General features: G+C 59.2%; 22 protein-coding genes and 2 pseudogenes. 15 read left to right on the forward strand and 9 right to left on the reverse strand.

What is annotated here, in order from left to right:
- Window positions 1-377 precede the first annotated feature (377 nt).
- The gene (locus AC0IYU_RS06160) at window positions 378-797 is read right to left on the reverse strand and encodes a hypothetical protein (protein WP_472114136.1); all 420 of its coding nucleotides are present in this window, start codon (window positions 795-797) and stop codon (window positions 378-380) included.
- Between AC0IYU_RS06160 and AC0IYU_RS06165 the strand changes: the two genes are divergently transcribed.
- Genes AC0IYU_RS06165 through AC0IYU_RS06185 form a run of 5 tightly spaced genes read left to right on the forward strand, consistent with a single transcriptional unit; the run spans window position 766 to window position 6,465 of the window.
- Window positions 766-2,127 carry an integrase catalytic domain-containing protein gene (locus tag AC0IYU_RS06165; protein WP_472114138.1) on the forward strand — a complete coding sequence of 454 codons (1,362 nt, stop codon included), beginning with the start codon at window positions 766-768 and terminating at the stop codon, window positions 2,125-2,127. The two genes, AC0IYU_RS06160 and AC0IYU_RS06165, sit on opposite strands and share 32 nt — an antisense overlap.
- Complete coding sequence (locus AC0IYU_RS06170) at window positions 2,124-2,885, forward strand: hypothetical protein (RefSeq protein WP_472114141.1); 762 nt, start codon at window positions 2,124-2,126, stop codon at window positions 2,883-2,885. The genes AC0IYU_RS06165 and AC0IYU_RS06170 overlap by 4 nt, the downstream gene beginning before the upstream one ends.
- Entirely contained in the window at window positions 2,869-3,792 is a 924-nt protein-coding gene (locus AC0IYU_RS06175) for a TniB family NTP-binding protein (protein ID WP_472114144.1), read from the forward strand. The genes AC0IYU_RS06170 and AC0IYU_RS06175 overlap by 17 nt, the downstream gene beginning before the upstream one ends.
- Window positions 3,789-4,844, forward strand: coding sequence for a TniQ family protein (locus tag AC0IYU_RS06180; protein WP_472114147.1), 1,056 nt, complete (start codon window positions 3,789-3,791; stop codon window positions 4,842-4,844). Before AC0IYU_RS06175 ends, AC0IYU_RS06180 begins: the two co-directional genes overlap by 4 nt.
- Window positions 4,825-6,465: a TniQ family protein gene (locus AC0IYU_RS06185; RefSeq protein ID WP_472114151.1), complete on the forward strand. Its 1,641-nt coding sequence runs from the start codon at window positions 4,825-4,827 to the stop codon at window positions 6,463-6,465. The genes AC0IYU_RS06180 and AC0IYU_RS06185 overlap by 20 nt, the downstream gene beginning before the upstream one ends.
- Here AC0IYU_RS06185 and AC0IYU_RS06190 read toward each other — a convergent pair.
- On the reverse strand, window positions 6,462-6,746 hold the full coding sequence (locus AC0IYU_RS06190) for a hypothetical protein (protein WP_472114154.1): 285 nt from the start codon (window positions 6,744-6,746) through the stop codon (window positions 6,462-6,464). The two genes, AC0IYU_RS06185 and AC0IYU_RS06190, sit on opposite strands and share 4 nt — an antisense overlap.
- 133 nt (window positions 6,747-6,879) lie before the next feature.
- Between AC0IYU_RS06190 and AC0IYU_RS06195 the strand changes: the two genes are divergently transcribed.
- Window positions 6,880-7,488: a hypothetical protein gene (locus AC0IYU_RS06195; RefSeq protein ID WP_472114157.1), complete on the forward strand. Its 609-nt coding sequence runs from the start codon at window positions 6,880-6,882 to the stop codon at window positions 7,486-7,488.
- 278 nt (window positions 7,489-7,766) lie between these two features.
- Window positions 7,767-8,924: an HNH endonuclease gene (locus AC0IYU_RS06200; protein WP_472114160.1), complete on the forward strand. Its 1,158-nt coding sequence runs from the start codon at window positions 7,767-7,769 to the stop codon at window positions 8,922-8,924.
- A gap of 423 nt (window positions 8,925-9,347) precedes the next feature.
- Here AC0IYU_RS06200 and AC0IYU_RS06205 read toward each other — a convergent pair whose 3' ends face one another.
- The 3 genes from AC0IYU_RS06205 to AC0IYU_RS06215 form a co-directional block, all read right to left on the reverse strand.
- The gene (locus AC0IYU_RS06205) at window positions 9,348-9,995 is read right to left on the reverse strand and encodes a hypothetical protein (RefSeq protein ID WP_472114163.1); all 648 of its coding nucleotides are present in this window, start codon (window positions 9,993-9,995) and stop codon (window positions 9,348-9,350) included.
- Between the two features lie 10 nt (window positions 9,996-10,005).
- On the reverse strand, window positions 10,006-10,773 hold the full coding sequence (locus AC0IYU_RS06210; protein WP_472114166.1) for a hypothetical protein: 768 nt from the start codon (window positions 10,771-10,773) through the stop codon (window positions 10,006-10,008).
- A gap of 215 nt (window positions 10,774-10,988) precedes the next feature.
- A complete protein-coding gene (locus tag AC0IYU_RS06215; RefSeq protein WP_472114169.1) occupies window positions 10,989-11,798 on the reverse strand; it encodes a DUF3800 domain-containing protein in 810 nt (269 codons plus the stop codon).
- 223 nt (window positions 11,799-12,021) lie between these two features.
- On the opposite strand from AC0IYU_RS06215, the pseudogene AC0IYU_RS06220 reads away from it, so the two are divergent.
- Window positions 12,022-12,090, forward strand: a pseudogene (locus AC0IYU_RS06220) (SEC-C metal-binding domain-containing protein); the annotation flags it as partial.
- Between the two features lie 1,714 nt (window positions 12,091-13,804).
- Here the strand turns inward: AC0IYU_RS06220 and AC0IYU_RS06225 are convergent.
- From AC0IYU_RS06225 to AC0IYU_RS06235, 3 genes are all read right to left on the reverse strand, one after another.
- On the reverse strand, window positions 13,805-14,743 hold the full coding sequence (locus AC0IYU_RS06225; protein ID WP_472114172.1) for a HesA/MoeB/ThiF family protein: 939 nt from the start codon (window positions 14,741-14,743) through the stop codon (window positions 13,805-13,807).
- Window positions 14,740-15,246 carry a hypothetical protein gene (locus AC0IYU_RS06230; protein WP_472114175.1) on the reverse strand — a complete coding sequence of 169 codons (507 nt, stop codon included), beginning with the start codon at window positions 15,244-15,246 and terminating at the stop codon, window positions 14,740-14,742. The genes AC0IYU_RS06225 and AC0IYU_RS06230 overlap by 4 nt, the downstream gene beginning before the upstream one ends.
- A 322-nt stretch (window positions 15,247-15,568) precedes the next feature.
- Window positions 15,569-16,267: a multiubiquitin domain-containing protein gene (locus AC0IYU_RS06235; RefSeq protein WP_472114178.1), complete on the reverse strand. Its 699-nt coding sequence runs from the start codon at window positions 16,265-16,267 to the stop codon at window positions 15,569-15,571.
- 217 nt (window positions 16,268-16,484) lie between these two features.
- Between AC0IYU_RS06235 and AC0IYU_RS06240 the strand changes: the two genes are divergently transcribed.
- The 7 genes and pseudogenes from AC0IYU_RS06240 to AC0IYU_RS06270 form a co-directional block, all read left to right on the forward strand.
- Window positions 16,485-16,703 (forward strand): transcriptional regulator, encoded by a 219-nt coding sequence (locus AC0IYU_RS06240; protein ID WP_472114181.1) that lies wholly within the window; start codon window positions 16,485-16,487, stop codon window positions 16,701-16,703.
- 6 nt (window positions 16,704-16,709) lie between these two features.
- Entirely contained in the window at window positions 16,710-17,327 is a 618-nt protein-coding gene (locus AC0IYU_RS06245; RefSeq protein WP_472114184.1) for a GNAT family N-acetyltransferase, read from the forward strand.
- A 25-nt stretch (window positions 17,328-17,352) separates the two neighbouring features.
- Entirely contained in the window at window positions 17,353-17,832 is a 480-nt protein-coding gene (locus AC0IYU_RS06250) for a helix-turn-helix domain-containing protein (RefSeq protein ID WP_472114186.1), read from the forward strand.
- A gap of 10 nt (window positions 17,833-17,842) precedes the next feature.
- Window positions 17,843-18,739 carry an ImmA/IrrE family metallo-endopeptidase gene (locus AC0IYU_RS06255; RefSeq protein WP_472114188.1) on the forward strand — a complete coding sequence of 299 codons (897 nt, stop codon included), beginning with the start codon at window positions 17,843-17,845 and terminating at the stop codon, window positions 18,737-18,739.
- 236 nt (window positions 18,740-18,975) lie between these two features.
- A complete protein-coding gene (locus AC0IYU_RS06260) occupies window positions 18,976-19,695 on the forward strand; it encodes a hypothetical protein (protein WP_472114190.1) in 720 nt (239 codons plus the stop codon).
- A 392-nt stretch (window positions 19,696-20,087) separates the two neighbouring features.
- On the forward strand, window positions 20,088-21,428 hold the full coding sequence (locus tag AC0IYU_RS06265) for a hypothetical protein (RefSeq protein WP_472114193.1): 1,341 nt from the start codon (window positions 20,088-20,090) through the stop codon (window positions 21,426-21,428).
- 198 nt (window positions 21,429-21,626) lie between these two features.
- Window positions 21,627-22,034, forward strand: a pseudogene (locus AC0IYU_RS06270) (magnesium chelatase subunit ChlI family protein); the annotation flags it as partial.
- A 12-nt stretch (window positions 22,035-22,046) separates the two neighbouring features.
- Here the strand turns inward: AC0IYU_RS06270 and AC0IYU_RS06275 are convergent.
- Window positions 22,047-24,671, reverse strand: a complete 2,625-nt coding sequence (locus tag AC0IYU_RS06275; RefSeq protein ID WP_472114196.1) for a hypothetical protein — start codon at window positions 24,669-24,671, stop codon at window positions 22,047-22,049.
- Window positions 24,672-24,785 lie beyond the last annotated feature (114 nt).

Below are 24,785 nucleotides of genomic sequence, written 5' to 3' on the forward strand. Positions count from 1 at the left end.
ACGGAGACCCCAGTCAAGCCGAGAGCACCCTGCGCGACGTTTTTTCGTCTGCGCAGCGGGATTTGTATTGCCGCTTGTTTCTGGAGTTTTCATGAAGACAACAATACTGGAGCGCTTTGCGCATTCGCTCGACATCTCCCGTCTATTACCCACCCGCAGGATCGTCACCCGCGGCGGCGCGCGGGTCAGAGGCACTTTTCCTTCAAAACGCTTTTCTAAGGAATTGCACTGGGAAGCGAGTCTGGAAAGGCGCCTTCTCCACCGTCTCGAAGCCTCTCAACGTGTCACCGACGTCTGCACGCAACCTCTGACAGTGAGCGTCCCGTCTGGCGGGGGGCAATTTCGAGTACACGCCGGATGCCATCGTCGGCGACCGCTCAGGTCTGCTGGTGTGCGTCGAATGCAAGCCTCTGGCCGAGCTTCGAAATCCGCAACTGCGCGCGCACCTGACCCGCATCGGTCAACACCTCAGATTCGCCGGCGTTCCGTTCGTCGTCGTGACGGAAACCAGCCTCAGCGACCGCGTTGCCGAGCAGAACTGCTTGCGGATCTGCACCGCCCTCTTCGACAAGGTCAGCGCGCGGACTCTGCCGCAGAGCCGATCCATCATCGACCAGCATCGGCCCGCTTCCTTTGGCGAGCTGGTCTCCTTGCTCGGCACACGTGGTGCGCTCTGTGCACTTGCGCACGGGCTGCTGTATTTCGACATCCGCCGGCCGCTGGATCAAACTGCACCACTGACGTGGCAACCAGAGGAGAACTGTGATGCAGCAGATTTCCTTTTCGCCGAACAGCACGGTTTTGCTCTTCCGCAAGCCCTACCAGATCATTTCTGTCTCGAAGAACATGGAGCTCGTCCTTCGCGATGAGCACGGCATCGACAAGACCTGGGAACTCGAGACACTGCTTGGTCACTACCGCGAAGGCAGTTGCAAGCTCACGCAGCGCACCACCTCACAAACTGCGGCGGAGCCAGCGCGCAGGATCACAACCCGATCGGTTTCAGAAGCCAGCGAGATCGCCAAGGTCGAAAACCTTGCAAGAATCGAATACCTTGCGGCGGTTGACCATGACGGTGTGTCGCTCTCACGTGACTCGGACAGGCTGCATAAGGTCTTGGAGGAGGTCACGCGTCGACTCGGACGAGACAAGTGCCCCTCACGCACGTCCCTCAAGAACTGGCGGCGCAAACAGCGACGCATGGGCAATGACCCGGCAGCGCAGGTGCCGGCGTACTTTCTGCGTGGCGGGCCCGGCAAGAGCAGGTTCTCGCAACAGGCTCAAGCGGACATGAACGCAGTCATCGACAGCCACTACCTGGTCGAAGGGAACACATCGGCGGCCACTGCCTACGCTCAACTCCAGGGGCGCATCGCTGAACGCAATCAGTGGCTTCCTTCGCACGCACAAGAGCCGACGCCGTCTTACTCAACTTTCTTGCGGATGATTCAGCGGCGGGGCGGCTACGAAGTCATGGCCGCCCGCCGCGGAGCACGCGAAGCCGACTACCGGTATCGCTCGACTGGCAAAAACACCGAGAGCTACGGCTTGAACGAGTGCTGGGAAATCGATCACACGGTCATCGACCTTTTCGTGGTCGACCCAAGAACCGGCTTGCCACTGGGCCGGCCACGCTTCACGGCATGCATCGACTCGTTCACCCGTTGCCTCATGGGATTCGACCTGGACTTCAACGGGACGACGACTCAGGCGGTGCTCAGTTGCCTCAAGCACGCCATGCTGCCCAAGACATACATCCGCAAGAAGTATCCGCAGGTGCAGGGCACTTGGCCGTGCTTTGGCGTTCCCCGAGTGCTGAAGTGCGACAACGGTCCGGAGTTTCATTCGAAGTCGCTGCGCGACGCATGCCTGGAGTTGGGGATCACGCTGCAGTACTGCCCTTCGAAGCAACCCTGGTTCAAAGGACGCATCGAGCGCTTTTTCCGAACCTTCAACGAGCAAGCCCTGGCTGGGCTACCGGGCGCGACGGGATCCCACCTCTACAACCGCGGCAAGGACAGGGATCCCGCCGCTGATGCAGTGATGTCGCGTCAGGCACTCATGGAGTACCTCCACATCTGGATCGTGGATGTCTATCTGCCGGGCTCGCCGAGGAAAAGCAAGTGAAACCGCTTGACACATGGACGCAGTTTTTCAGGCCGGAAGAAACCTACCTGCCCCTCGATCCCGACGAGCTGGACGAGATCTGCTGCGATGCGGAGATGCGGGTGATCTCGCACGTCGGTGTCGAAATCATGAACTGCTTCTTCAACTGTGCAGAGCTCCAGGAGATACGTCGGCAGCTGCCATCGATCAAGGATACATCCGTCAAGGTGAAGTTTTGCCGGGACTCGCTGAGCCACATCTGGGTGGTCGATCCGAGGTCCGGGCATCGAGTCAAAGTCGCCAACGTGGATCCGGAGACGGCGGAACTCGGTGCCTACGAAATGTCGGAAGTCGTCAAACTCAAGAACAATCACAAGAGGACGCGTGGAGAAGTCATCGCCTTCGCGGAAGCGTTGCGCAGGATGAGAGAGATTGGCAACTCGCTGCTTCGAGCAAACACGCAAAGCCAGCGACGACGGGGCCTCAAGATGCTGGGCTTGGTCGCCGACGAAGAACTGACGCCGCTCGATCCTCCGACAAGTCGGAAGGGGCGGAAGAAGGCCACAGCTCAATCGCGCCCTAGCGAGCCTCGGAAGGCGCGCTCGCCGTTGCCACTCGTCGAACGAATCGACGAGCCTCGCATCGATCCGACGATCGCCCCTGCACCCGTGGACATCGAGTCCATTCTCAAGACCCCGTTCACCGTTCCGATCTTCGGAGTGGCGAAGCGAGTGGCCGACAAATTCTTCGTCGGAGGTGGTGATGCGGATACGCGTTGATCTGCCTGACTTCCAGGCGGCGTGGGAACGCCTGGCCGAATGTCATCGGGACGCCGGCGTCGACAACAACCCCCTGAACATGCGACTGCTCGGTGTGTCAGGCGTCGGCAAAACGTTCCTGCTGCAGGAGTACCGGAGCGCCTTCCCTATGGTGGCAGGCGAGGAGGTGACCCGGGTCCCGGTGCTCTACCTGAGCATCCCTTCGGCCCCAAACCGAAAGAGCATCTACGCAGCGTTCCTTCGAGGGCTCGGCGTCGATCCGGGGCGCGGCAATACGGAGCAATATCAGCGCCGTGTGATGCGCCTGTGCGAGGCCTCTCTCGTAGAGTTCGTTTTTGTCGACGAGATTCATCACTTCATCGACCGGGGCAAAGCGCACTCGTACGCGACGGCCGCGGATGCGCTGAAAGAAATGCTGGACCTGATCGGGCGCCCCTTCGTGCTGGCGGGGGCGCCCCGCTCCAGGATCCTCTTCGACCACAACAGCCAGCTGCGCTCGCGCGTCATGGGCACCTTCCGATTGCTTCCCTTCGACCTGGCGAATCTCCCGTCGCTGATGGGCTACCTCTACGCACTCGCCGAAGCGCTGCCTCAAGACCAACGAGAGTGGATTGCAAGCCCGGAGGTCGCGACACGCATCTTCTTTGCCACCGATGGCGTTCATCGAAATATCGCGACCTGGATCAAGTTGATCACCAACCAGGCCACGGCCGTGGGCCACGTCAACTATGCGCAGTTCGCCGAGCTGTTCCGCACGCGCATCTGGGCGCCAGAGAAGAAGTCTTTCAACCCGTTCGAGAAGGATTTCGAAATGCGAAGGTTGAGCCGAAACGGTGAACCCTTTCAACCGACCTTCCTGGACGGCGACAACCACGACCCGTCCTTTCTACGGATGACCATGTCATGACGGAAGAAAGCTGCGCCCCCCCTTCCGCGGCTCTGACCACCGATCCTCTCGTAGGACGCCGGTTGAAACCGATCGGGCTGGACAACGACTACACATGCGAATCCGTCGGATCGTGGCTGCTCAGGACTGCACGGCTCAACGGCTTCGGAAACCTCACATCCCTTCTGCAGAAGACCGGCTTCTACAACATCCATCTGGACATCCCGAGTCGACCGGAAAGCTTCATCTCCGCCGTTTCCGCAGCGACCGGCCGAGCCAGGGGCGAGGTCCAGCGAATGCTGCTCGGGAAATGCGGCGTCGATGCGCGCCGCGACATCTCTGTTCGACCCTGGGTGCTCTCGGCAAGGGAGCAGCGCCTTCAACAACATGATGGCATGCGGCACGTGATCTGCCCGCAATGCCTGCACGAGGACGCTGAGCCATATTGGCGCAAGTACTGGAGGTTCAGCTTTTCGACGGCTTGCCGTGTGCATGGCACGCTTCTGGACGAAGTCTGCAACCACTGTCGGCACTACTTTGTCATCGACGCGCACAGCATCAACGATCCGCGCCACTGTGCGACATGCGACCAGCCGCTAGCCAGGCGAGATACAGACGACCAACGTTTCGCGCACGGTCCGGTGGAAAAAATGCTGTCTCGAGTGTTTGTGGAAGGTGGCACCGCCGCGCTCCTCAAAGAGGATGCGGGCGCCCATCAGCGGCTCAATTTTTCCAGGCTGGTTGACTTCCTCTGCTCTCCGACGGGCCAAGCCTTTCGCAAAGGGCACGGCACGGAAGACTGGCTGCCAGGGTCCAGCTTCAAAGGTGGCTTAATGACCTTCTACCCGCGAGCTCTTGTTTGGGAGCGCCGCTGCACGATGGACTTTCTGGAGTCTTTGGCCGAGCGCAGTCCAGTCATCTTCTGGCAACTGCTGAATTTCAAGGCGACCGTCTCGCCATGGTTCAGCCTGGCCAAGCTTCTGCTCCATGCTCCCGCACCCATGCGATGGGGAAAGCCGCAAGAGGTTGGGTCTGCAGGTGACAGGTGGGGCGATGGCGGCGCCGACACTTAGCGCGCTGTTGGTGCGTCCAGCGCCGCGCGGCGAGGGGTTCGAGCAAGAGTCTCTTGCTTCATGGCTTCACAGATTGGCCACTGCAAATGGCTTTGGCTCGTACAGCGAGCTCTTTTCCTACGAGCGCTTGAAGATACCCCCGAGCGCGGCGCTCGATGTGGCCCCACAGCGCTGGCAGCTCACGCCGGCGCTGCAGCAGCTTGTGCAGCTTCGGCCGGAGACCGTCGACGCATCAACACTGACCGATGAGCTCGAAGCGCTCTCGGGCGATTCGACAGGCAGCCTGCGTCGATGGATCCTGACGCCGGATCGGTGCCGTGGCGTTGAGGGCACGAGTTGCCATGCCATCTGTCCTGAATGCCTCCGTGACGATGCCGTTCCATATTGGCGCTTGTCGTGGCGCCTGTCCGCCACCACGACTTGTCCGAAGCATCGCGTGCAACTGGTCGACAGGTGTCCCGCCTGCGGTGCGGCAATGTCGATCGCGGGCTCCCGGGCTGTCGATCTACGTCACTGCGAAAACTGCTCCCGAAGCCTGCTGTCCATCCCAGTGCGAACACCGCCTGACTTGAAGCATGCGAGTGCTTGGCGCACAACGCTTCCATCTCGTTCAGGACCGCAGGATTTTCCGGTCGCGGTCAGCCACACCCACCTTTGGTGGGACGGTATTCGCAGCATGTTGAGTGTCTTCATGCGCCCCAGGCTGCTTGCCAAGCTGGCCCTCCAGGACTTGCCTCCCTCCTGCGCTCAGGTCGTGCATGTGCTGTCTCAGTCCCCCCGCACCGAATTCGATCGACAACGAGTCGCGATCCGTCACGAGCTTCTGCAGCTCGCGGACTTCCTCACGTCAGACTGGCCTCACACTTTTGTGAGATCAATGAGCAAAGCATCGATCACTTTATGCGAGTTTGCGACATGCGAGGTCGAGATGCCCTACTGGCTCGCCCGCGTCGTGAGCACTGAGCTCAACCGAAAGCGCTATCGCGTCACAGGTGAAGAAATCGGCGCAGCCAAAGCCCTGCTGGTTACGCGCAAGGTCACGACCTCGAAGATCGCGGTCAAGCGACTCCTGGGCGTGCGGGAAGCGACAGCCTTGGACCGCGTGCACCCGGCAAGGCAGAGCCGCCTTTCAGACGAAGAGCTGCTGAGGTTGCTGAAGATGCTCGATTACGACATCGCGGCCGCACCGGTTGCTCGAGACGCACAGGCATCGATGCTCAGAGATGCCGCATGCATTGCCGCAGCGGCTTGGCTGCGAATCTCGTTGCGCAAGGCTTCAGTGCTGGAATTTCAAGCCGTAGAAGATCTCCTGCAGTCATGGTCGGCAGCAGCTGGCGCCAGCAGCGTGCGCGGGGAGATCGCCGCTATTTCCGGCCGCTGGATGAGGGTCTACCTCGCTGGTCCGCGCGTCCGCTTCGAGCGTTTTGATCGTCCCCAATCCGCGTTGTTTGTCTCTCGCTTCGGCATCCCGACTCAAAGTTTCGGGTTGGCCTCGCGGTTTGCGTCGCTTCTCCGGCGCAGCGGTATCGAAGGATGGGAAAGAGGCTCGCACCTTCTCACCAATGGACCGAGCTCGGGTTCCGATCAGCTCGACGGGCGCGGGACTACGCCGCGGGTCTAACTGTGCAGTTGGGCCAATCTTCGCAGGTCGGCAATCGTGCGCCGCTCGGTTTCGGCGCAGGGCAGTGACTCCAGGGCATCCGCCATCGCGGTCAGCTTGACCGCGTGGCGCGCTTCCGCTTGCTGCTTCGTTTCACCCTTGGCTACGTTGAAGCTCAGAAGCACGCTCTCGTCGGAGATGAAGAACCAGGATGCACGCCCGCTGTCGCTCATGCAGGCAAACATTTCGCGGTAGCTTTCGTAGGCTGCGCGGTAGATCTCAGGATGATCTTCGATGGTCACAAAGGCCCCGTTCTCGGTTGGCCAAAACGTTAACCGCTTTTCCGCACAATCGCCACAGGATTCCAGCCAGCTGAACTGGCATCGATCCCCGTTTAGGGGCGTGTTAGCCTCCCGCAAAAATTGAGGGGCTGCGATGATCAACGTCTTCGAAGGTGCACGACGCATTGCCAAACTGGTCGCCGGCGTCTTCTTTTTGTCTGGCGCCGCGTATGGGTTGTTCAACGAGCCGCATGCGCAGATCGCTTATGGCGTGAACGAGCTCAACGGCAAGGCATATCCAGCCCTTGATTTTTCAGGGGGCCCGCCCGTACGGGCCACCAGATGCCAAGCGGACGAGGCGCAGGAATGGATTGCTAGGCGCACTTCGAGCGGCGAGCAAGCCCGCGTGATCATTTGCTTTGCTTCTCAGACTTTCGCAGGCGGTGACTCGGGCATCGCGTACGCGCCTGCGGGCGAGGGCAAGGTCTTCTTTGGCTCCAGGTATTCCGCAGAGGTAAGCCAATACACAAAGCGCTATGCAGATGCATTCGTCCTCCCGTCAGAAGGCGATGGCGCCTGGAAGATCGCGTATGGACAGGCAAAGTTTGCCCAGTGGAAAGAAGTGCTGATCTTTTGTGTCGCCGGCTTGGCCATCTTCTGGATCCTGGTCGCTGCCGTCGGATGGATCGTGCGCGGGTTCCTCGGCATTCCAAGGGGGAAGGACGCGAGGCCGGTCGGGGCAGATCAAAGCTCGGACCTTTGAGAAACAGGCGAGCGCTGCGAACGGCGTTTCGCCCAAACGTCCAGGCCTTGGCTGCGAGCTCGGCCTGGTAAATCCTCTGACGCTGTGCTTCGTTTCCCTAACCAAGAGCAGAGGTCAGAGTCCTCAGGGCTGCGCCAATCCCTGATTCGTGAGATCGACGCCCGGTCTACCTGAGCGGCACCCGCTCAGTGGAGCTCAAAGGCTGGGACCAGCTCTGCCCTTGTGAAAACGCTTCCATCGGCAAGGCATGGAGAATCGTGGCTCCAAAGGAACACATGATGTCAATGACCCCGGCCGAAGACGATCTCTTTTCAAAGTTCTTATACGACAAGGCCCGCGAGGCACAGGCGAGCATCGGTTACACGCCTAGCATTTTTTTCCAGATGCTCGGTTCTCACGGTGGCTACCAAACTGCCGTGCAACTTCTGTCAAGCAGAAAGATCTCGGAGGGCTTCACCAAGCTCTGGCAGGGAGCACGACTTGATCTGACCGTCGAGGCGCTAGTGCTGGAAACGGAGTGGCGAAAGCATTTCGATGTTCTGCTTTTACAGACAGCCGAGAAGCGACTCCACGACGCTGGCTATCAGGTGCGTGCCGCCATCGTTGAGACGAAAGACCGCGCAAAAGGCCCCGGACGAAAGGTAGCGGGTTCTCATCCAGCATCGAATCAGGCAGCCGCGAGCTCAACGCTCCCATTGATACTTCGTTGGCCAGAATGGCTTGAGTACCTCACGCTGGAGCTCGACTCACTTAAACGTGGTAGCGAGCTCGAAAGCGTCGAAACCTGGCTCAACGGATCGGAGCCTACGACGTATTCAGTGCTCTGCGAGGATGTTCAGCGTGACAGCAGCAACGCGTGGTCCATATCGCTCGTGTATGACCAGGATCGCGGCAAAAATCCGGCGATCGCAGCTAAGTACCAGGATTCCATCGATTGGGGCAAGCTGGTGATCTCAATCTCCGCGGACCTCGAAACCATCACCGGCGCTTTCGAGCCCGTGGTCGGCGGTGAAGGTGTGAACCCACAAATCACGATTGCACCTGCCGGTCTATTTGCAGGGTTATCGCGCGCACAGATCGAGGTGCTCCTCCGGCCGGATCAGGGGCGTCTCCGAAAACGCCTGCTGAAGCGCTACAGCACATGCGCTGTTTCGAACGAGAGCACGGAGCAGGCCTTGGAAGCCGCACACATCATCGGTCACGCCGATTCGGGTGCGTCCTCAGAGGAGAACGCGATCCTCTTGCGTGCTGACCTTCACACCCTTTTCGATCGCGGCATGCTCCGGATTTCCACCAGCGGGAAGATCGAACTCTCAGGACTTCCTGAGGACTCCTCTTACCACGCAGAGCGAAAGAACTGGAACAAGGTACTGCCGAAAGAAGTCTTGGGAGCGGTCAAGGGCGCGCTGAAAGTCAGGGCGGCCGGCCGCGAATAGTGCCAAGCAGTCGAGAAGCCCGATGCACATGGGCCGAGCGGCGGCGTAAGCGTCAGGCGCCGCAACGACTTTTCGAGTTTATGCCCGAGCTCGCGCGAACTGACTCGCCCTCAACCTGATGCGCGCCATAGCAACCTCCAAGGTGGGTTGGCCCATCGCAATGAGATTTCCCTGCCTCAGACCATCTCGCGCAACATCTTCATCAGGCGGAGGCCAGTGGCGATCGTCATTGATCGTCAGCATCCAAGCACAGCAGCGGCGTGATCTTCACCACGCTGGTGAGCAAAAAAGGCACAGTGAACATCATCGTCTAGCCATCAGTCGCCAAGGAGCACCTTAGGGCTTTGCTTGGCGCGATGCTGCTATCACTGCACGGCCCCTGCCACCTGACTGACCAAAATGCACCGCTTGGCGGTTTGCGCATCAGCTGTAAGGAGTGCCGACAACAGGCGTTGACGAACACGGTTCTGGATACTGCTTTAGGTAGTCCCGTTCAGCTTCTTGAACTAGCTCCTGAAGCGATAGGCCACGCGTGGCAAGATCTTGCAGATAGACGATGAATCCTGAGCGCTCATGAGCGATGCGCAACGGTCCAGGTTTACCTCGTTTTTCAGCGGTCACGACGAGAGCGTCGAAAGCGCGCGCAGCAAGGGATGCATCCGCTTGATTTTTCCCAAGCCCAGTCGCCCCCCTCTTCGGTTTTCCATCGAGATGAATGCGCACCTCCGGGTCCGAATACCAGTCGCGATCCTGCTTCGGCTGAAAGCCTCCGCGGCTAAAACCCATATGGACTTGATGTTTCGTCGGCGTGCCATCGGGTTCGTAAGTCCTGAACCCGAAGTTGCCAGTCGTGCGGACGCTATTCGCTCTGAAGCTCCTTTGAATGAACGCCTTCAGCGCGATCTTCCCGGACCCGTCAATACCTTCATCCCGTATCTCGGCGATCTCAATTTCAACTTCGCGAGTAATCAGAATGTTGTACCTGTTGGAGGGAAAGATCTCCGCCAGTTCAACGTCATTGTCGAAGAGGTAGTTCCACGCACAACTGTCGATGAATACCGGGGTCGGCAACTCCACTCTCCTACGCTTGGGGGTCGGGTACAGCCTCTGGACTTGCTCTGCGTACAAACGCCGCAAGTCTCAACGCCGCGGGACTGATCGACATCACCCACTTGATCTCCCTAGCGATTCCTGGTTCGTCAATATGAAGCTCCGAGTCTTCACGGTAATGCCAACGTCGCTCGTGCACCTCGTCGTCGACCAAGCCGAGCTGCTTGAGCTTGACGCCCCATTGGCCAATCTCAGACGCGTAGTTCAACGGCGCGACATACTGCGGTTCGGACGAGGAACCGGAGGTCGTTTCAGCATTCACCTCGAATCGGAAATGCCGCCCCCCCCGAAAAACTTCACCAATGATCTTTCCTTCCTTGCGCGCGACTCGGTCCAGATATCTGTAGAACTCCTCGAACTCGTCATCTGAAAGCGCTTCGCCGGCAGCAAAGATCTGATCATCGTCTTCATTTGCTGAGGAACCTGACAGTACCAACTCAGCAGTCAAAAACGCCAGCACGCGAGGCCCGATGTTTCGCGATTTGCTGAGGCACACAGCTCTGTAGGCATCGAAAACCACTTCGGATTTCCTCTCGTCAGCCAGCAATTCATCAAGCTTCTCGCGAAGGCTCTCGTCTGTCGTGCCGAGATCCTGGATGGCTTCGCAAAAAGCCTGGAAAAATTTTTGAGCGCGATAGCGAGACCACCGCTCGATGACATGCGTTTTAACGCTTGACTCAACGAGGTCTACCAATTTGCCGGCGGCGTAGCCTGCAACGGCTGACAGAGCTTGTTCCATTCCGCTGACTGTACGCGCATCGCTTCGAGACAGGACACGCCTCACGCCCGTCACAATCCTCAGAACAGCCCGAAAGCATCGGCGTCCCGCTCTACAGGTACCAGCCCGGTATCGCATGTTGTCTTTTCAGACTGACATTTCTCAGACGTCTTTCCTACGAACGGGATATTCGCGCAGACCTGCCCGACATCGCTCAGTCCGGTGAGTGAAGTATTTCAGCGTTGCCGAGGCTGGCGGACCAGCCGGGCTTTCGCAATCAGATCTGCAGGAAGTTCGCCGCTCTCGAACAGGCGATTCGACTCTTCGCTTACCGCGGACATTCGCTCCAAGTCGTAGTAATTGCAGTAGCTTGATCGACTCACGTCGCGCAACTCCGCAAGAAGCCACTCAAACGATCTTGCGTCTGGCTCGTCGGTATTTTTTCGAAGGCACCACGCAAACAGGTCCGCCGCCTGGATGGGAAGATGATCATCGTCTTTCCCGAAAGCTGGCATCAGCGGGAGGATGGCTCCCTCCTCTGGGTGGCTCCGCTGGAGAATTTCCCGGACAAGCGGATACCACTGCCGAGCGCGCTCTCCGAACACAAGCTGCTCATCGAACACCACTTCGAACGGCTCCCGCCACCCGCACTCCTCCCAGAGGTCGAAGCACGCGCCCATGATCAACGTATGGAACGGCCAGAAATAGACTTCAGACATCGGCTTCGGGCGCAGGGCCCAAGTTTGAGCATGCGCATCAAGATCGATGGCCGTCCACAGCACGAACTCGGCATGGCGATTGATGATTTGCGCGAGCTCTCGCAATTTCATGTCTCTCTCTTGCGCCGAGAAACGCCGAAACTCTCCTGAGAGTGACGCGGCGTCGCGCATCTTGAAGATTTGTATGCCTGGCGCCTGATCGAGGCACGCACGCCACTCTATCGAGAAGCGAGCCCAGCGCTCTGAAGTCGATACGAGACCCACCAGGAAAAAGTTGCGGCTATGCCCTTTTCCCCCACTGTCGTCCACAAACATCTGAGCGCTCATCAGAATCCTCCTCAAGATCTCTAGAACAATATCGACGTGTTTTCAACCTTTGGCGAAGACGGCCCCCGTGCCGGTGCAACCCGTGTGCGCGAGGAACTCGCTTATGGCCGAAAATTGGCACGATGATTCCCGACAGGCCTCATGGGGTCAAACGCTACGTCGACCCTCTGCTCCCCCAGCAACCAACCGGAGGAATCGTTTGACCGAATTCGTCAAACCGAAAAAGGTCGGACGGAACGATCCCTGTCCTTGCGGCAGCGGTAAAAAGTTCAAGCGGTGCCACGGCTCTCTTGACCTGCTTGATCGCGTAGCCGAGACCGTCCCGGACATGCAAGGCGTCATGGCACGCGCCGCGGCCGCCCGGATACAAAGAGAGCGGCAGCAAGGGCTTGGCCAACCAATCATCTCTGCATACGCGAGCGGTCACCGTGTGGTGGCGGTCAAAGATCGACTGATGCAATCAAAGCATTGGAGGACGTTCTTCGATTTCCTAGGCGACTACATCAAGTCGGCGATCGGATCGGACTGGGGCAACTCGGAGATCAAGAAGCCCCTCGAGGAACGCCACCCGATTCTGCAGTGGTATCACATGGTTGCTGACCATCAGAGGACCTACATGACCGATGGTCAGGTTTCCATGGGAACGATGACCGGCGCTATGGCCGCGTACTTACACCTCGCATACGACCTCTATTCACTTGCCCACAACGCAGAGCTTCAGGCAAAGCTGATTGCGCGGCTAAAAGATCCGAACAACTTTTCGGGAGCTTGGTACGAAATCCAGGTCGCTGCAATACTTGTCCGAGCCGGCTTCAAGCTGGAGTTCGAAGATGAAGACGATCGCCGCACCTCCCACTGCGAATTCATTGCGACAAGCAGGCAGACTGGCAAGAGGTTTTCTGTAGAGGCGAAGAAAACAGAAGGAAAGCTTCGCCCGATGCGACTACTGCACAAGGCCTTGATGAAACATGCCAAACATCAACGCATCGTGTTTATCGATCTGAACACACCTGAGTCGACCATCGCTACGCCGGAACCAAGGCTGCTTATCAACGCTCGGGCGAGTCTCAGAAGGTATGAGCAATGCGATCCTGCTTCGCGCGGATTGCCTGAGGCCTATGTTTTCTTCACCAACTGTCCCTGGGCTCATCGTCTCGACGCGCCTGCTTCGGGCTCCCCGGCGTTGGCGGAAGGATTCCGAATTCAGCACTTCAAAGCGGGCGCCGAGTTTGCCTCCTTGCGCGAGGCGTTGGAAGCACGAACTCAACACATAGAGATGCACGACTTGATGAAGTCGATAGCCGATCATTCCGAGATCCCCTCGACCTTTGACGGGGAGTTGCCTGAGGTCGCATTCGGCGAGACTACGAATCGCATACTCATCGGAGAGAGATGCCATGTCAGCATTGAGAACGTCGAGGTTTCCGGCGTCGTAACCTCTGCGACGATAGCTGAATCAGAGCGTGAAATCATTTTTTCCCTACAGCTCGACGATGGTCGATCAGTGCTCACCAGAAGAGCCATGTCGGAGCCAGAAATTTCTATTTGGCGGCGTCATCCAGACACATTTTTTGGGGTGGTGGGACAACGAAAAAACCGCGTCGAGACGACGATAGAGATGTACGATTTTCTGTGGACGTCCTACTGCAACACGTCTAAGGAAAAGCTGCTGGACCTTCTTGCAAAGTCGCCGGACGCTGCTGAGCTGACGCAGCTCGATCAACCGGCCCTGGCCAAGCTGTATTGCGAGCGACTGGCTACTCAGATTTTTGCTAAGAGCCGACGTTGAGTTGGCCAAGATCCGCATCCAGCGACGGCCACATAACCAGCACAAATCGCCATCAAGAACCTCATCTTTAGCCTGCGGTTCTCTTGCATGCCGCGTCTCTGGCAGAGAGAAGCGATAGGACGCAAGATCGACAACGGGCTGGCCATTGGCGGTGCGACATCAGCCGGATAAAAGGGCAGCGCACCGCCGCCGGACCAGTTTTGGCGACAATCACCAATCACGATCCACGTTCTGCGCGGAAAAAATCTCGTAGGCGTTGAAGCCAGCCCGTCGACTTGCGCGCGGGAAACTCTTCGAACTTCGCGTCTGGCAGGGCCAAGGTTACTTGGTTCACTCGTTCCTCGGTAGTTGCAGCTTGTCGAATATCGAACAAAGGATCGCCTGCTTCGTCAGGGAAATAGTGCGGGCAAGAATTTTGACCAAGCAACGCGAAGCTTTTGCTCGGTGTGATGACATGTTTGTTCCCGTCATACTCAAGGTAAGCAGATGGCACTGGCTTGCTATGCCAAGGCCACATGAGTTGCATGAACAGCCCTACTGCACTCGAAGCAAGGATGCCGTTTGGCCAAATGACCTGTGGCCGTCCACCAGCGGCCCCGTATTTGGCGGCCTCCTGCTTTAACAAATCGTCAGTCACGATGCCCATGCATCGCAGGCAAGGCGCCCCAGGCGTTGTCAGAACCACCTGCCCAGCAATCAAGTACCGGCCATCGACAGAGTGCACGTCCATCCCCATGTCGATGTACGGGATCAGATATCGCCTGCAGAAGCGATCGAGGTCGTCTTTGGCGATGACAGAGTCAACCCCGGCAATGATGACGTCGCAATCCTTGAGGTCATCAGCTACCTCTTGCCAATTGCTTCTGTAAGCGAAGATGCTGGGATCCCGCACCACGCTTCGAATGACGCGCTCAGCGATGATGATCTTGGGAACCCCTGCCGAGACGTCATCCAATGTGCCGCCGACCAAACGGTTCAAGTTCGAGTCATCGATGGTGTCCGGATCCACCAACACGTAGTTCCCAACGCCAATGTGCGCAAGCTGCTGCACCACATGGGAGCCGCCCCCGCCCAATCCGATGACGCCGACCTTGGCGGCTTTGATCTCCTGCTCGCTGGCCTTGCCAAGAAAACTTTGCCGATCGTGCTTGCTCATGCTTTTGCTCCGTACTTCCGAATGCGTGATCCGACCTGGACGAACCCGTTAATGTTCTTTGGCGGTTCGTCGCGCTTTGTCCAAGCAAGGCCCCGTGCGCCGTCGTTGCTCAGCACAACGAGACCGTGCGGCGTGCGCGGCAAGGCATTGAAGAAGCCAGGCACAAACCGAACTGCGCTTTTGAGGTCAGTGCCAGAAAATTCAGGTTGGCCGAAGCCACCATGAGAGTGGATGTGAATAAGAGAAGACCTGGTCGAATAGGCGGCCTCGATGCCCTTGCGCATCGCGTCGGAGCCGATCTGAGCTCCGACCGAATCGCTGTGCTCATAGTCTTCGTCCGCGACGGGGTGATAAGAACGGCACAGGAGCAGCACGCCGCCTTCAATACGCGCCGCGCCTGCAGTCAAGAAGCCCACTCGCTCAAATGCGAAAGCATGTGGTCGATGTAGATCGGCTCGCACCTGCTGCAACAAGGCGTCCGTGATCTTGAGAAAAATCTTCATCTGAACGCCCTCATGTGATTGGCCAGAATTTCGATCCAAGGCAATTCAGCACCAACATCCCGCCAGGAGCATGCCCACCAAGTCCTCCCGCAAAGCGTGTGCGAGGTCCAGTTGCGGGCGTTAGGCGCTGGGATTTGTCGGGAGACAAACAGCCTCGTTCCATATCCCGTGTGTTCGGACGGACACAGCAGGCCATCGAACTGGATCTGCCCTTCGAGCGCATCGAGCTTCAAGCCCGGCAGATACACGAGCAACTGCCCCCCGTCGGTGAGAATTTCGGCCGCGGGGTAGTACCGCTGCAGCGCCTGCAGCCTTTCCGCACTCACGACGACTGGCCCCGTGGCGGATGCGAGGTGAAGTGCATGCCGTTCTTGAGGTTGATCTTCTCGCCAGGCTTGAGCTCCACCAGCTTGCCGTTTTCGATCAAGTCCAGCAGATAACCAGCCTCGACGGCAAACTCTGCAATCAATTGCTCGGTCGTGTAGCCTCCTTTCGGCAGCACATAGGCCGTTTCGCCGTAATACACGGTGACGGTCTTGGGAGCATGCCGAGTCTTGAAGCGCTCGGTGCCATCGCCCTTGAGTGACACGATCTCGTCTTCGTCCAGCACGCGATCAGGCATGTCCTCCAGCTCCTGTACGACCTCGAACGTCTCGTCCTTGAGAGCCAGCTTACGAATCGCTTTGGCGCTCAAACTGGCACGAGCCCACTCCAGCTTCAGGCTGTCAACGAAGAGCCGGAAGCTGCTGTCCCCCTCCATGACGAAGAAGCGCTCCACGCCCGGTGCTGCGAGGTTCACCAGCTCCTCCGCACGAATGCTTTCGATCGCGCCATTCGACAGTTGCTGCAGCACGATGACCTCGTCGCTGGAGCGAAAGCCGGCCAGTTCGCTGATCTGAGCTCCGGTCACCTTCAGATCTTCCACGGTGAAGCGGCTCTCTTCAAAGCGCTCGTTCAAGATGATCAAGTTCGCCTTACTCGGCTCGCCAGAAGTAGGTTTTTGGTTTGCATCTGCGTTCATGACTTGTCCTTTGCATCTAGAGATCCAAGGGCTGCCCCTTTCGGCGATGAGTAGTTTTTGAGTTAAAACTAACCACTGGGACGCATACTACATGAGTTAAAAATGAGTTGTCAACATGTATTTTTTACATTTTTCTAGGGGATCAGGCATTGACAAAATGGCGATTTTTTGCAGAATGGGGTGTCCACACCCCATTCAACTTTCAGGAGCCACTTGCATGACCACAGCAGCAAAGAAGACTTTGACGCTTGTTCTTTCGGACACAGAGATGGAAGTACTGGACACGCTTTCGTCGGAACGGTCCTTGTCCAAAACCGCAGTTCTGAGACAGGCACTGCGCCTGTATCAAACGATCGACGTGCGACAGCAGCGCGGCGAGAAGCTGTTTTTTGAAAACGAACGAAGCAAAGAGAAGGCGGAGCTCATGCTCCTGTAAAGACACATGACTTGGCTTTTCAACCAACACACGCGAAGTCTCGATCCGGCTGAAGTGATCGAGACCATCGATGAGAACGACATCGCTTGTTTCCAGCGTGAGTGGTTGCCGCCAATTCAACGCAAGGTTGATGAACTCAAAGCGAACAACCAGTACAACGCTCAAGGTGTCAGTGCTGGGAACATCGAGGACTTCCAATGGCAGTGGCCGGAAAAGAGCCACGACCGCGCTGGTCAGTTGGAATGGGGTTCGTACGCGCTGCGCTGCGGCGGAATGACCCAAGGTCTTATGTTCGTGAACATGTTGCGCCGGTGTCGTCTGGAAAGCCAGTTGAATCAACATATGGTGTACGTGGACCTGATGTCCACTGCACCTTGGAACCGTCCTCGCCTCGTAGACAACCCACTCTACGGGGGCGTGGGGACGGTTCTGCTTACCGAAGCGATTCTGCTCAGTCAGAGCCAAGAATTCGAAGGTCGTATTGGCCTGCACTCCCTGCCTGGCGCGGAGTCGCTCTACCGAGATAAGTTTCGGATGATCTGCCTAGGTCCAGATCCGACTTATAGCGGTCTACTTTATTTTGAATTGACACCTGAGCTCGCGGATGCGTTGCTCAAGTCCTAGACCACCCGGAATGGGAGGTTTTCTCATGAACACAATCAATCGGCCGAGCCGTCAGTGGTACGCGCGGATGATCGAACGCACCCTGAACGATGATTTTGTGGTCGGGCCCGCCGCCTTTCCCACTCTCGAAGCAAAGGAACAAAGTCTTGAAAAGTCGCCCCTGACCGCTGCATTCAGCACACTAGTACGCCTTGGGCGCAGGTCCAAGAAGTTGAGTGTCGAACAACTTGCTCAAAAGCTTTCCGTGGACAGTGATGAAGTCCGCAAGATTGAGGAAGACGCGACGTATCACGCACGTCCTAGGACAATCTCGAACATCGCGAAGTATTTCGAGTTGCCTCTCTCTGAGCTTATGAAGTTGGCGGGGGCCACCGTTTCCAACGACGAGGTCTTTAGGGCCAAAGCGCTCAAGTTTGCCGCGCACTCGGACGATATGTCCGGACTCACTGCGCAAGAGCAAGAGATGCTGCGAAACTTCATACGCTTTCTCCGCGATAAACCTTGAGGAGGTCTGCGTGAACGAACTTGTCGGTCTGCACGAACGAAAAGACATCGACCAGCTGGTCGACAAGATTCTTCGCGACCTCGGACGGCCTGAGCCACCTTTGAACCTGAACATGGTTCGTGAGCTTCTCAGGCTAGACCGGAAATATTATTCGTCGACAGATATTGGCCCCATCGCCGAATTCGCCCACCGGATCAAGGTTGCAGGCAAGCGTCTGTCGGAGGATCCCGGCCTGATTCTCGAGGTCGTCAAGAAGGCAAAGTTGAGCGGACTTTGGCTGCCCGATGACCGAAAGATCTTCATCGACAGTGAAGTGCCAAAGCTTAAACATCGCTGGATTGAGGCTCACGAGATCGCGCACAGCTTCGTGCCATGGCATGCCGACTTTCTACTTGGCGACACGGCATCAACGCTGGATCCCACTTGCCACGAAACGATCGAGGCAGAGGCAAATTTCGGCGCTGGGCGCCTCTTGTTCTTTGGGCCGAAATTTAACTTAGATGCTAAGGACAGCAGCCTCTCCTTCAAAAGCGTCCAGGTTCTCAAAGAACGCTATGGGAATACGCTCACATCAACTTTTTGGCGCTTCGTTGAAGAGCGAGATCCATCCCACGCGTCGTTTGGACTTATCAGCTCGCATCCCAGATACCCAGAAATTGGCCCGACCGCCAACGGCTCGGGCGTCCATCACGTAATTGCTTCCGAGGGATTTCGCCATCTGTTCCCGGCCATCTCTGCTGGTGATCTGTATGAAGTGATCGCGAGAAACACATCTTGGGCGAAGAGAGGACCTGTTGTTGGCGGGAGCGATTCCCTGGTGGACATGCACGGGAGCAAGCGCACCATCAAGCTCGACGGATTCTGTAATTCTCACCAGGTTCTCACGATGGGATGGCTCGTTCTCTGAAGTGTTGATCCCTGCGTGGACGTGACCCGCGTTTTCGCGGATCGCATTGCCGCGGCTGCGTACACTGACGCAGTGACGGCATATCGAACGTGCTTTGGATACGACTTCTTGGCAACTATGTTTTGTTACTGGTAGGCCTGCGTTCACATCGTTGTACCCTGATCTTTCTTTAGATTCGAAGAGCCACCGAGAGAAGGAAAATGGTAAGGAAAGCAGCAGTCGTCAACGTATTCGCCATGCCGTACGAAGAGTGGTCTAAACGCAAAACAACCCCCGAAGAGGCATTGGATCTCATCAACAACAGGAAATTTCGTGTCCTCGAAGCCCTTGAGGTGAACGACAAACTTATCGACGTGGTATCGACGCACACCGAAGCAGCCACTCGTATGCTCCGCAAGCGTGCTGACAATGGCTTGGAATTCCATATTGACAGGGCACTCGATACAAGCGCCGAGTATCGCGCCCTACGCGATTTGATGCCGCAGCACGTGCCCTCGGCCCTTAGTTCTTACCAAGGTGAATTTTCGGAACACGTCTTGACAGCGGCAGATGAAGCCATCCAAGCTCACGGCGTGAAGATTCCAGAGGGCCAGTTCTTATTCCACGGCGGCCATTGGGCTAGCAACAGCCCGACTATCACCACGTCGCGCCCATTCTCCACATCCTTTTGCCCCCAAGTGGCGCTGAGGAATGCTGAGTGGAAGGGCAAAGCCTATGACGTTGGCCGGGTGGACCTAATGGTGGTTCGTGTGACGCAGCCTAAGACCAAGGCCTATGTCTACAGCCGGGAAGGCAGTCACGGCAACGAGAAGGAAGTCGTCTTCGCGAGCGGCGCTCAGTTAACTCGCGTGCGGGAAACCCATATCGCCGATTTTCCTGTATCCAAAGTGGCCTCGGGTTTTCGGCACCTAGAAGAGGTCGTTCCTGCCTACTTGGTTGAAGTAGAGATCAGCTGACAAGCTGATGGCGCAGCCAGAACGGGCACTTTGCGGAGGATCCGAGAGCGGGTCGAATTGCCGTCGAATCGCGGGCTCCCAGCAGGCTCAGCGAAAGTCCGTAGTGAGCCCTGTGCCGTGGTACGCCAAGCCGTTACGAGTGTCCGGTCGTATCGGATTCGGACGTTCGTGCCTGCAAGCCTGATGTCGGCTGTGCGCTCCAGAACGGAAGCTCAAGCCGCGTGGTGTGTGACTGCTTCGCAGAAACGCCTGGGCTTCTAGCGGAAGCGCCTGATGGAGGCATTTTTTCCCGCCACGAACTGGCTGGTCCGGAGAGTTGTTTGAGCTGAAACGGTTCTCGAGGCCATCACATCGACAATGCCAGGTATCTCCTATCGTTCACGAACGTTCCCATGGCACTTAAGAAACTCTCCTTGCAACGTTTCAACGCATTGGCTGGTTACGCCCGAAAGCCACTTTTGGCGCTGATGAGCGTTGAACTATCTTGGTATACAACCGAAGGAGAAGAGGTACTTGCGACAGTGCTGCGCGACAACACAGACCAAGACTACGCGGTTGTATGTTTCTGCCGCGATTTACAAGAGCGATTCCGTTTCGCCGCTATGAGTGAGTTCAAGCCTTCCCTTGCCAGGGCTCAAGCGGAGGTTCCAAAAAAATTGAAAGAGGTTCTTGACAACCTTGACGAGGAAAGAGTGCAGGGCGACGAAAAAGGCCCGCCGGTAGATTTCTTCACCCTTGTGAAGCCGAAGGGCAGGCACCACGACAAGTTCCTCCAGCTCTGCGAAGATCCTCTGTACTCTCCGGCGAAAGACATTATCGAACCCATGATGCGCTGGAATCCTGACACCGACGGCAACTATGTCGAGCAGTTTCAGTCGGTCGCTTTCGGACAACGTCTATGGGAGTTGTACCTTTTTGCCGTGGTTGTCGAGGCGAACATGGTGGTCATGAAGGAACACGCTATTCCCGATGTGTACGCCAAGGGTCTCTTTGGAGAAGTGGCGATTGAAGCGACAACGGTCAACCCATCGATTGGGAAGGACCAGATGGTCGTCCCCCCGCCGCCGGTGGGTACCAAAGCAGAGCAACAGGCCTACGTGAGGCATTACATGCCAATCAAGTTCGCTGGACCATTGACGGCGAAACTGAAGAAAAAATACTGGACGCATGAACACGTTCGCGGCAAACCCCTGATCTTCGCGATCCAGGATTTTCCCGATTACGAAAGACAGATACTGAGTGCGGATGCACTGTATTCGTACCTTTATGGCGTTTACTTCGACGGCGCCGAATCGGAGCCGGAAAAAATCGACAGCCACCAGTGGAGCGACAAGGCACCCGTGGTCTCAGGGTTTTTCACATTGCCGGAAAGTGAACACGTCTCCGCGGTTCTCTACAACCCTCATGCGAGCATCGAAAAGTTCGTGCGCATGGGTGTGCTCGCTGGCTTCGGTTCCACAGCAGTAAGGGCCACAAGGGAGGCAACGATCTGGCGAAACTCGGCTAGTGGAGGAGGCCTTCAAAAGGTGAAGGCACTCGTTGGAAGCAAAGGCTACCAGGAGCGCTGGATAGACGGCATGGTGGTCTACCATAATCCCCGAGCACTGACCCCCCTTGATCTCAACATCTTTGCCGGGGCCGCCCAGCACTATCACCTAGAGGATGAGGGCATCGTCCTCACCCCGCCGCCGGTTCTTTTTGTGCAAGAAAGAACGATGCTGACGCTGGCGTGAACGGACGTGGCCTCGCCTCGATGTCGGCCGCTGTCCCTCTTCAACTTTAGCTCCAATCTAGGGGGTCAAATAACTTTGATCCGTTAGTGGGGAAAGTTAAGTAACTTTGAAATGCACCCCGGCCTGCGGTTGCGCAGTTGGCGCGTAAGTACTTGATTTTCCTAAGGTGCAAGGTTACTCAATTTTGAACCCCCACACGCCCGCTACCAGGGCAAGCTCAGCGGCCCGTTGCTGGACCGCATCGACCTGCACATCGAGGTGCCCGCGGTGTCGGCGCAGCTGCTGCTCGACGCGCCACCGGGCGAGTCGACCGACAGCATCCGCGCGCGCGTGGTCGCCGCGCGTGAACGCGCCATGCAGCGCCAGGGCCATCCCAACCAGGCGCTGCAGGGCAGCGCCATCGACCGGCATGCAGCGCTCGAGGACGCCGCGCGCCAGTTCATGTTCAACGCCGCCAGCAAGCTCGGCTGGTCGGCGCGCAGCACGCACCGGGCGCTGAAGGTGGCGCGCACGATCGCCGACCTGGCGGGGGCCGACACGGTGCAGGCCGCACACGTGGCCGAAGCGGTGCAGTACCGCCGGGCGCTGAGCCGCGGCCCGGCCTGAGAACGCCGCGACTCAGCGCACCAGTGCATCGATCCAGCGCGCCACCAGCAACTGCTCCTGGTCGAAGTAGTGCGTGTGCGCGCCGCTGCCCAGGCACACGTCGTGTTCGGCCGCGGTCATCAGGGTCACCGGCGGCGAGGGCTTGTACAGCGGCGGATCGGGCCACAGCCACCGGCCCACGTAGTCGCCCGTGGCATAGGCGTTGACCCAGCGCTGCACGCCGACGTCGCTCGCCTCGGCCGTCAGCACCCATTCGTACAGGCGCGGAAAACGCGCCGCATAGAGCTGGCGCAGCGGGCACCCCGCGGTGAGCAGGTCGACCCGGCCCTCCAGCTTGGACCACAGCTTCACGACGCGGTCCTCGGGGCAGGACTGCGCCAGCCAGCGCGCGCGGTGCTGCAGGTAGCGCAGCAACTCCGCCGAGATCACCGTGCCCTGGCTGTGCGCCACGATCACCACGCGGTCGTAGCCCTGCGCCGCGATGCTCTCCAGCAGCGCGACGTAGCGCGAGAAGATGCGCGCGCGCGGAATGGCGCCGCGCGGGAACTCGCGGAAGTGGTTGTCGACGTCCAGCGCCACGTCCAGCGGCAGGCGCAGCCACGGCACATAGCGCGACAGCACGCCGCCGAAGGCCGACAGCGCCGCGACCGCGGTGGCGGCGGTGAGCACCAGCGGCTTGAGCACGAATTCCGACACCTCCCCGATGCGGCCGATGAGCGTGTCCACGCTGCGCACGACAGCGCCGATCCAGCTGTCGGCCTGCACGTCGAGCCGCGCCAGCGCCAGCAGCAGGCCCACGCCACAGGCCATGAGCACGCTGGCGAAGGTCAGCCCTGTGACGAAGCCGTCGAGCCGCCGGTAACCGCCGGTGAGCCAGCGGCCCAGCGTGAACGAGGTGCCCACGGTCTTCCTGACTTCCGCGAGCACGCTGGGCGCCAGCACCACCACGAGGTACAGCGCCAACACCAGCGTCAGCCCGGCCGCCAGCGCGAAGGTCTCGGTGCTGCGCAGGTAGCGCAGGTGCAGAAAGGTCGCGCCGTCCAGAAAGCAGAGCTGCCCGCTCGTGAAGATCAGCGGCTCGTAGTCGGTGCGGGCAGCGCCGAACTCCACGAAGGTGGTCACCAGCGCCCAGATGGCCATCGCCAGCGTCACGAACGAGGCAATCGACACCAGCAAGCCGAGCCGCCCGGTGGCCACGCTGGCCCGCTCGGCCGGGCCGTCGCGCGCCGCGAGCTGGCCGAACACCGCCCACGCGATGAGCAGGCCGCCCGCCAGCAGCCACCAGCACACGATGCCCAGCAGCAGGTACTCGACGGTGCGCAGGCCGGCCTGCACCCAGGCGTGCAGGTCGGCCGCGCCGTTCGCGGCGAAAGACGCCATGGCCACATGCACCAGCAGCGTCGCCGCCATCGCGGCCAGGAACACGAGGCCCGCCGCGCGCATCGCGGGAAAGCGGCTGTCGGCCACGCGCAGGCCGTAGTTGAAGAGCACGCCCAGCAGCGCCAGCCAGGTCGGCCCGATGAGCCAGTGCGTCCACGGCGCCGGCACGAGGCACAGCAGCACCGCGCCCCCCACCGCCAGCACCAGCGCCCCGCCACGCTTCACCGGTCGCACCCCATGCAGGTAGCAATACCACCACGCCGCGAGCGCCGGCAGCAGCAGCGCCAGCACGATGTGCAGCGCACCCGCGTGCGGCGCGGCCAGGCCCAGCCCGGCGATCACCAGGCCGGCCAGCAGCAACTGCAGGAACAGGTTGGCCAGCACGCCGGAAAACGCCCAGTCCAGCGCCATCTGCAGCTTGGCGAGCCAGCCCCACGCAAAGGCACCGGGCGTCTTGTGCCGTGCGGCGTAGAGCCCCGCGCGGTCGACCGCGTCGCGCCCCAGCTGCGACAGGCGGAACACCATGGTGAAGAGTTCGGTGACGATGCGCGGCAGCACGCCCGACAGGCGCGACAGGTCGGCCCAGTACATCTCGTGCACGTCCACATGCTGCGCCGTGCCCGTGGCCGGTTCCTGCCGGACCATGCGGATGCGCGTGGCCTCGTAGGCTTCCTTGCCGGCGCCTTGCCACTTGAACAGCAGGTAGTCGCTGAAGGCGATGCCGGCGTCCGCGGCCATGAGGCGCGCGGGGGCGGACTGCGGCTTGCCGGGCTTGCCGGGCTTGGTGGCTGCGGCGGTGGCCGCCATGGCCGCCGCGGTGCCCGCATCTGCCGTGGGCGCCGCCGCCGCCGGGCCGGTGCTCCAGTTCTCGCGCAGGAAGTCCGAGCGCACCGACTGGCGCAGGGCCTTGCCGAGCGACGGCGCCTGCGGCTTCTTCGCGGCGGCATCGCCGGGCACGGGGTCCCGCGGCGCCATGCGCTTGCGCGCCGCGCCTTCGCCGTGGGAGCCGCTTTCCACCATCGACAGCAGCGGCGGTACGGCCACGATGTAGCTGTCGCAATCACCTCGGCTGTAGCGCGCCCGCGGCCCGCCCGCATTGACCATGAGCGATGCGATCGCGCGCGCCGTGTCACCGGCCTTCTGGTCGGCCACGCCGTGGATGGCGATGACGGCCACGCGCTCGGCGCGCTTGGCAATGACAGCCACGCGCTCGGCGTTCGGCGTGCCGGGCGGTGGCGGTTCAAGCGGTGCGCTCATGGCGTGCTCCTGCGGGGAGACGCATTGTTCTGCCGCGGCGCAAGGCAGCGCCATCCCGCAAACGCAGGAGGCGGCCTACTGCCTACGGCCTAGCTGGCGACGACCCGGCAGCCG

It is taken from the genome of Variovorax sp. AC103, assembly GCF_979254005.1.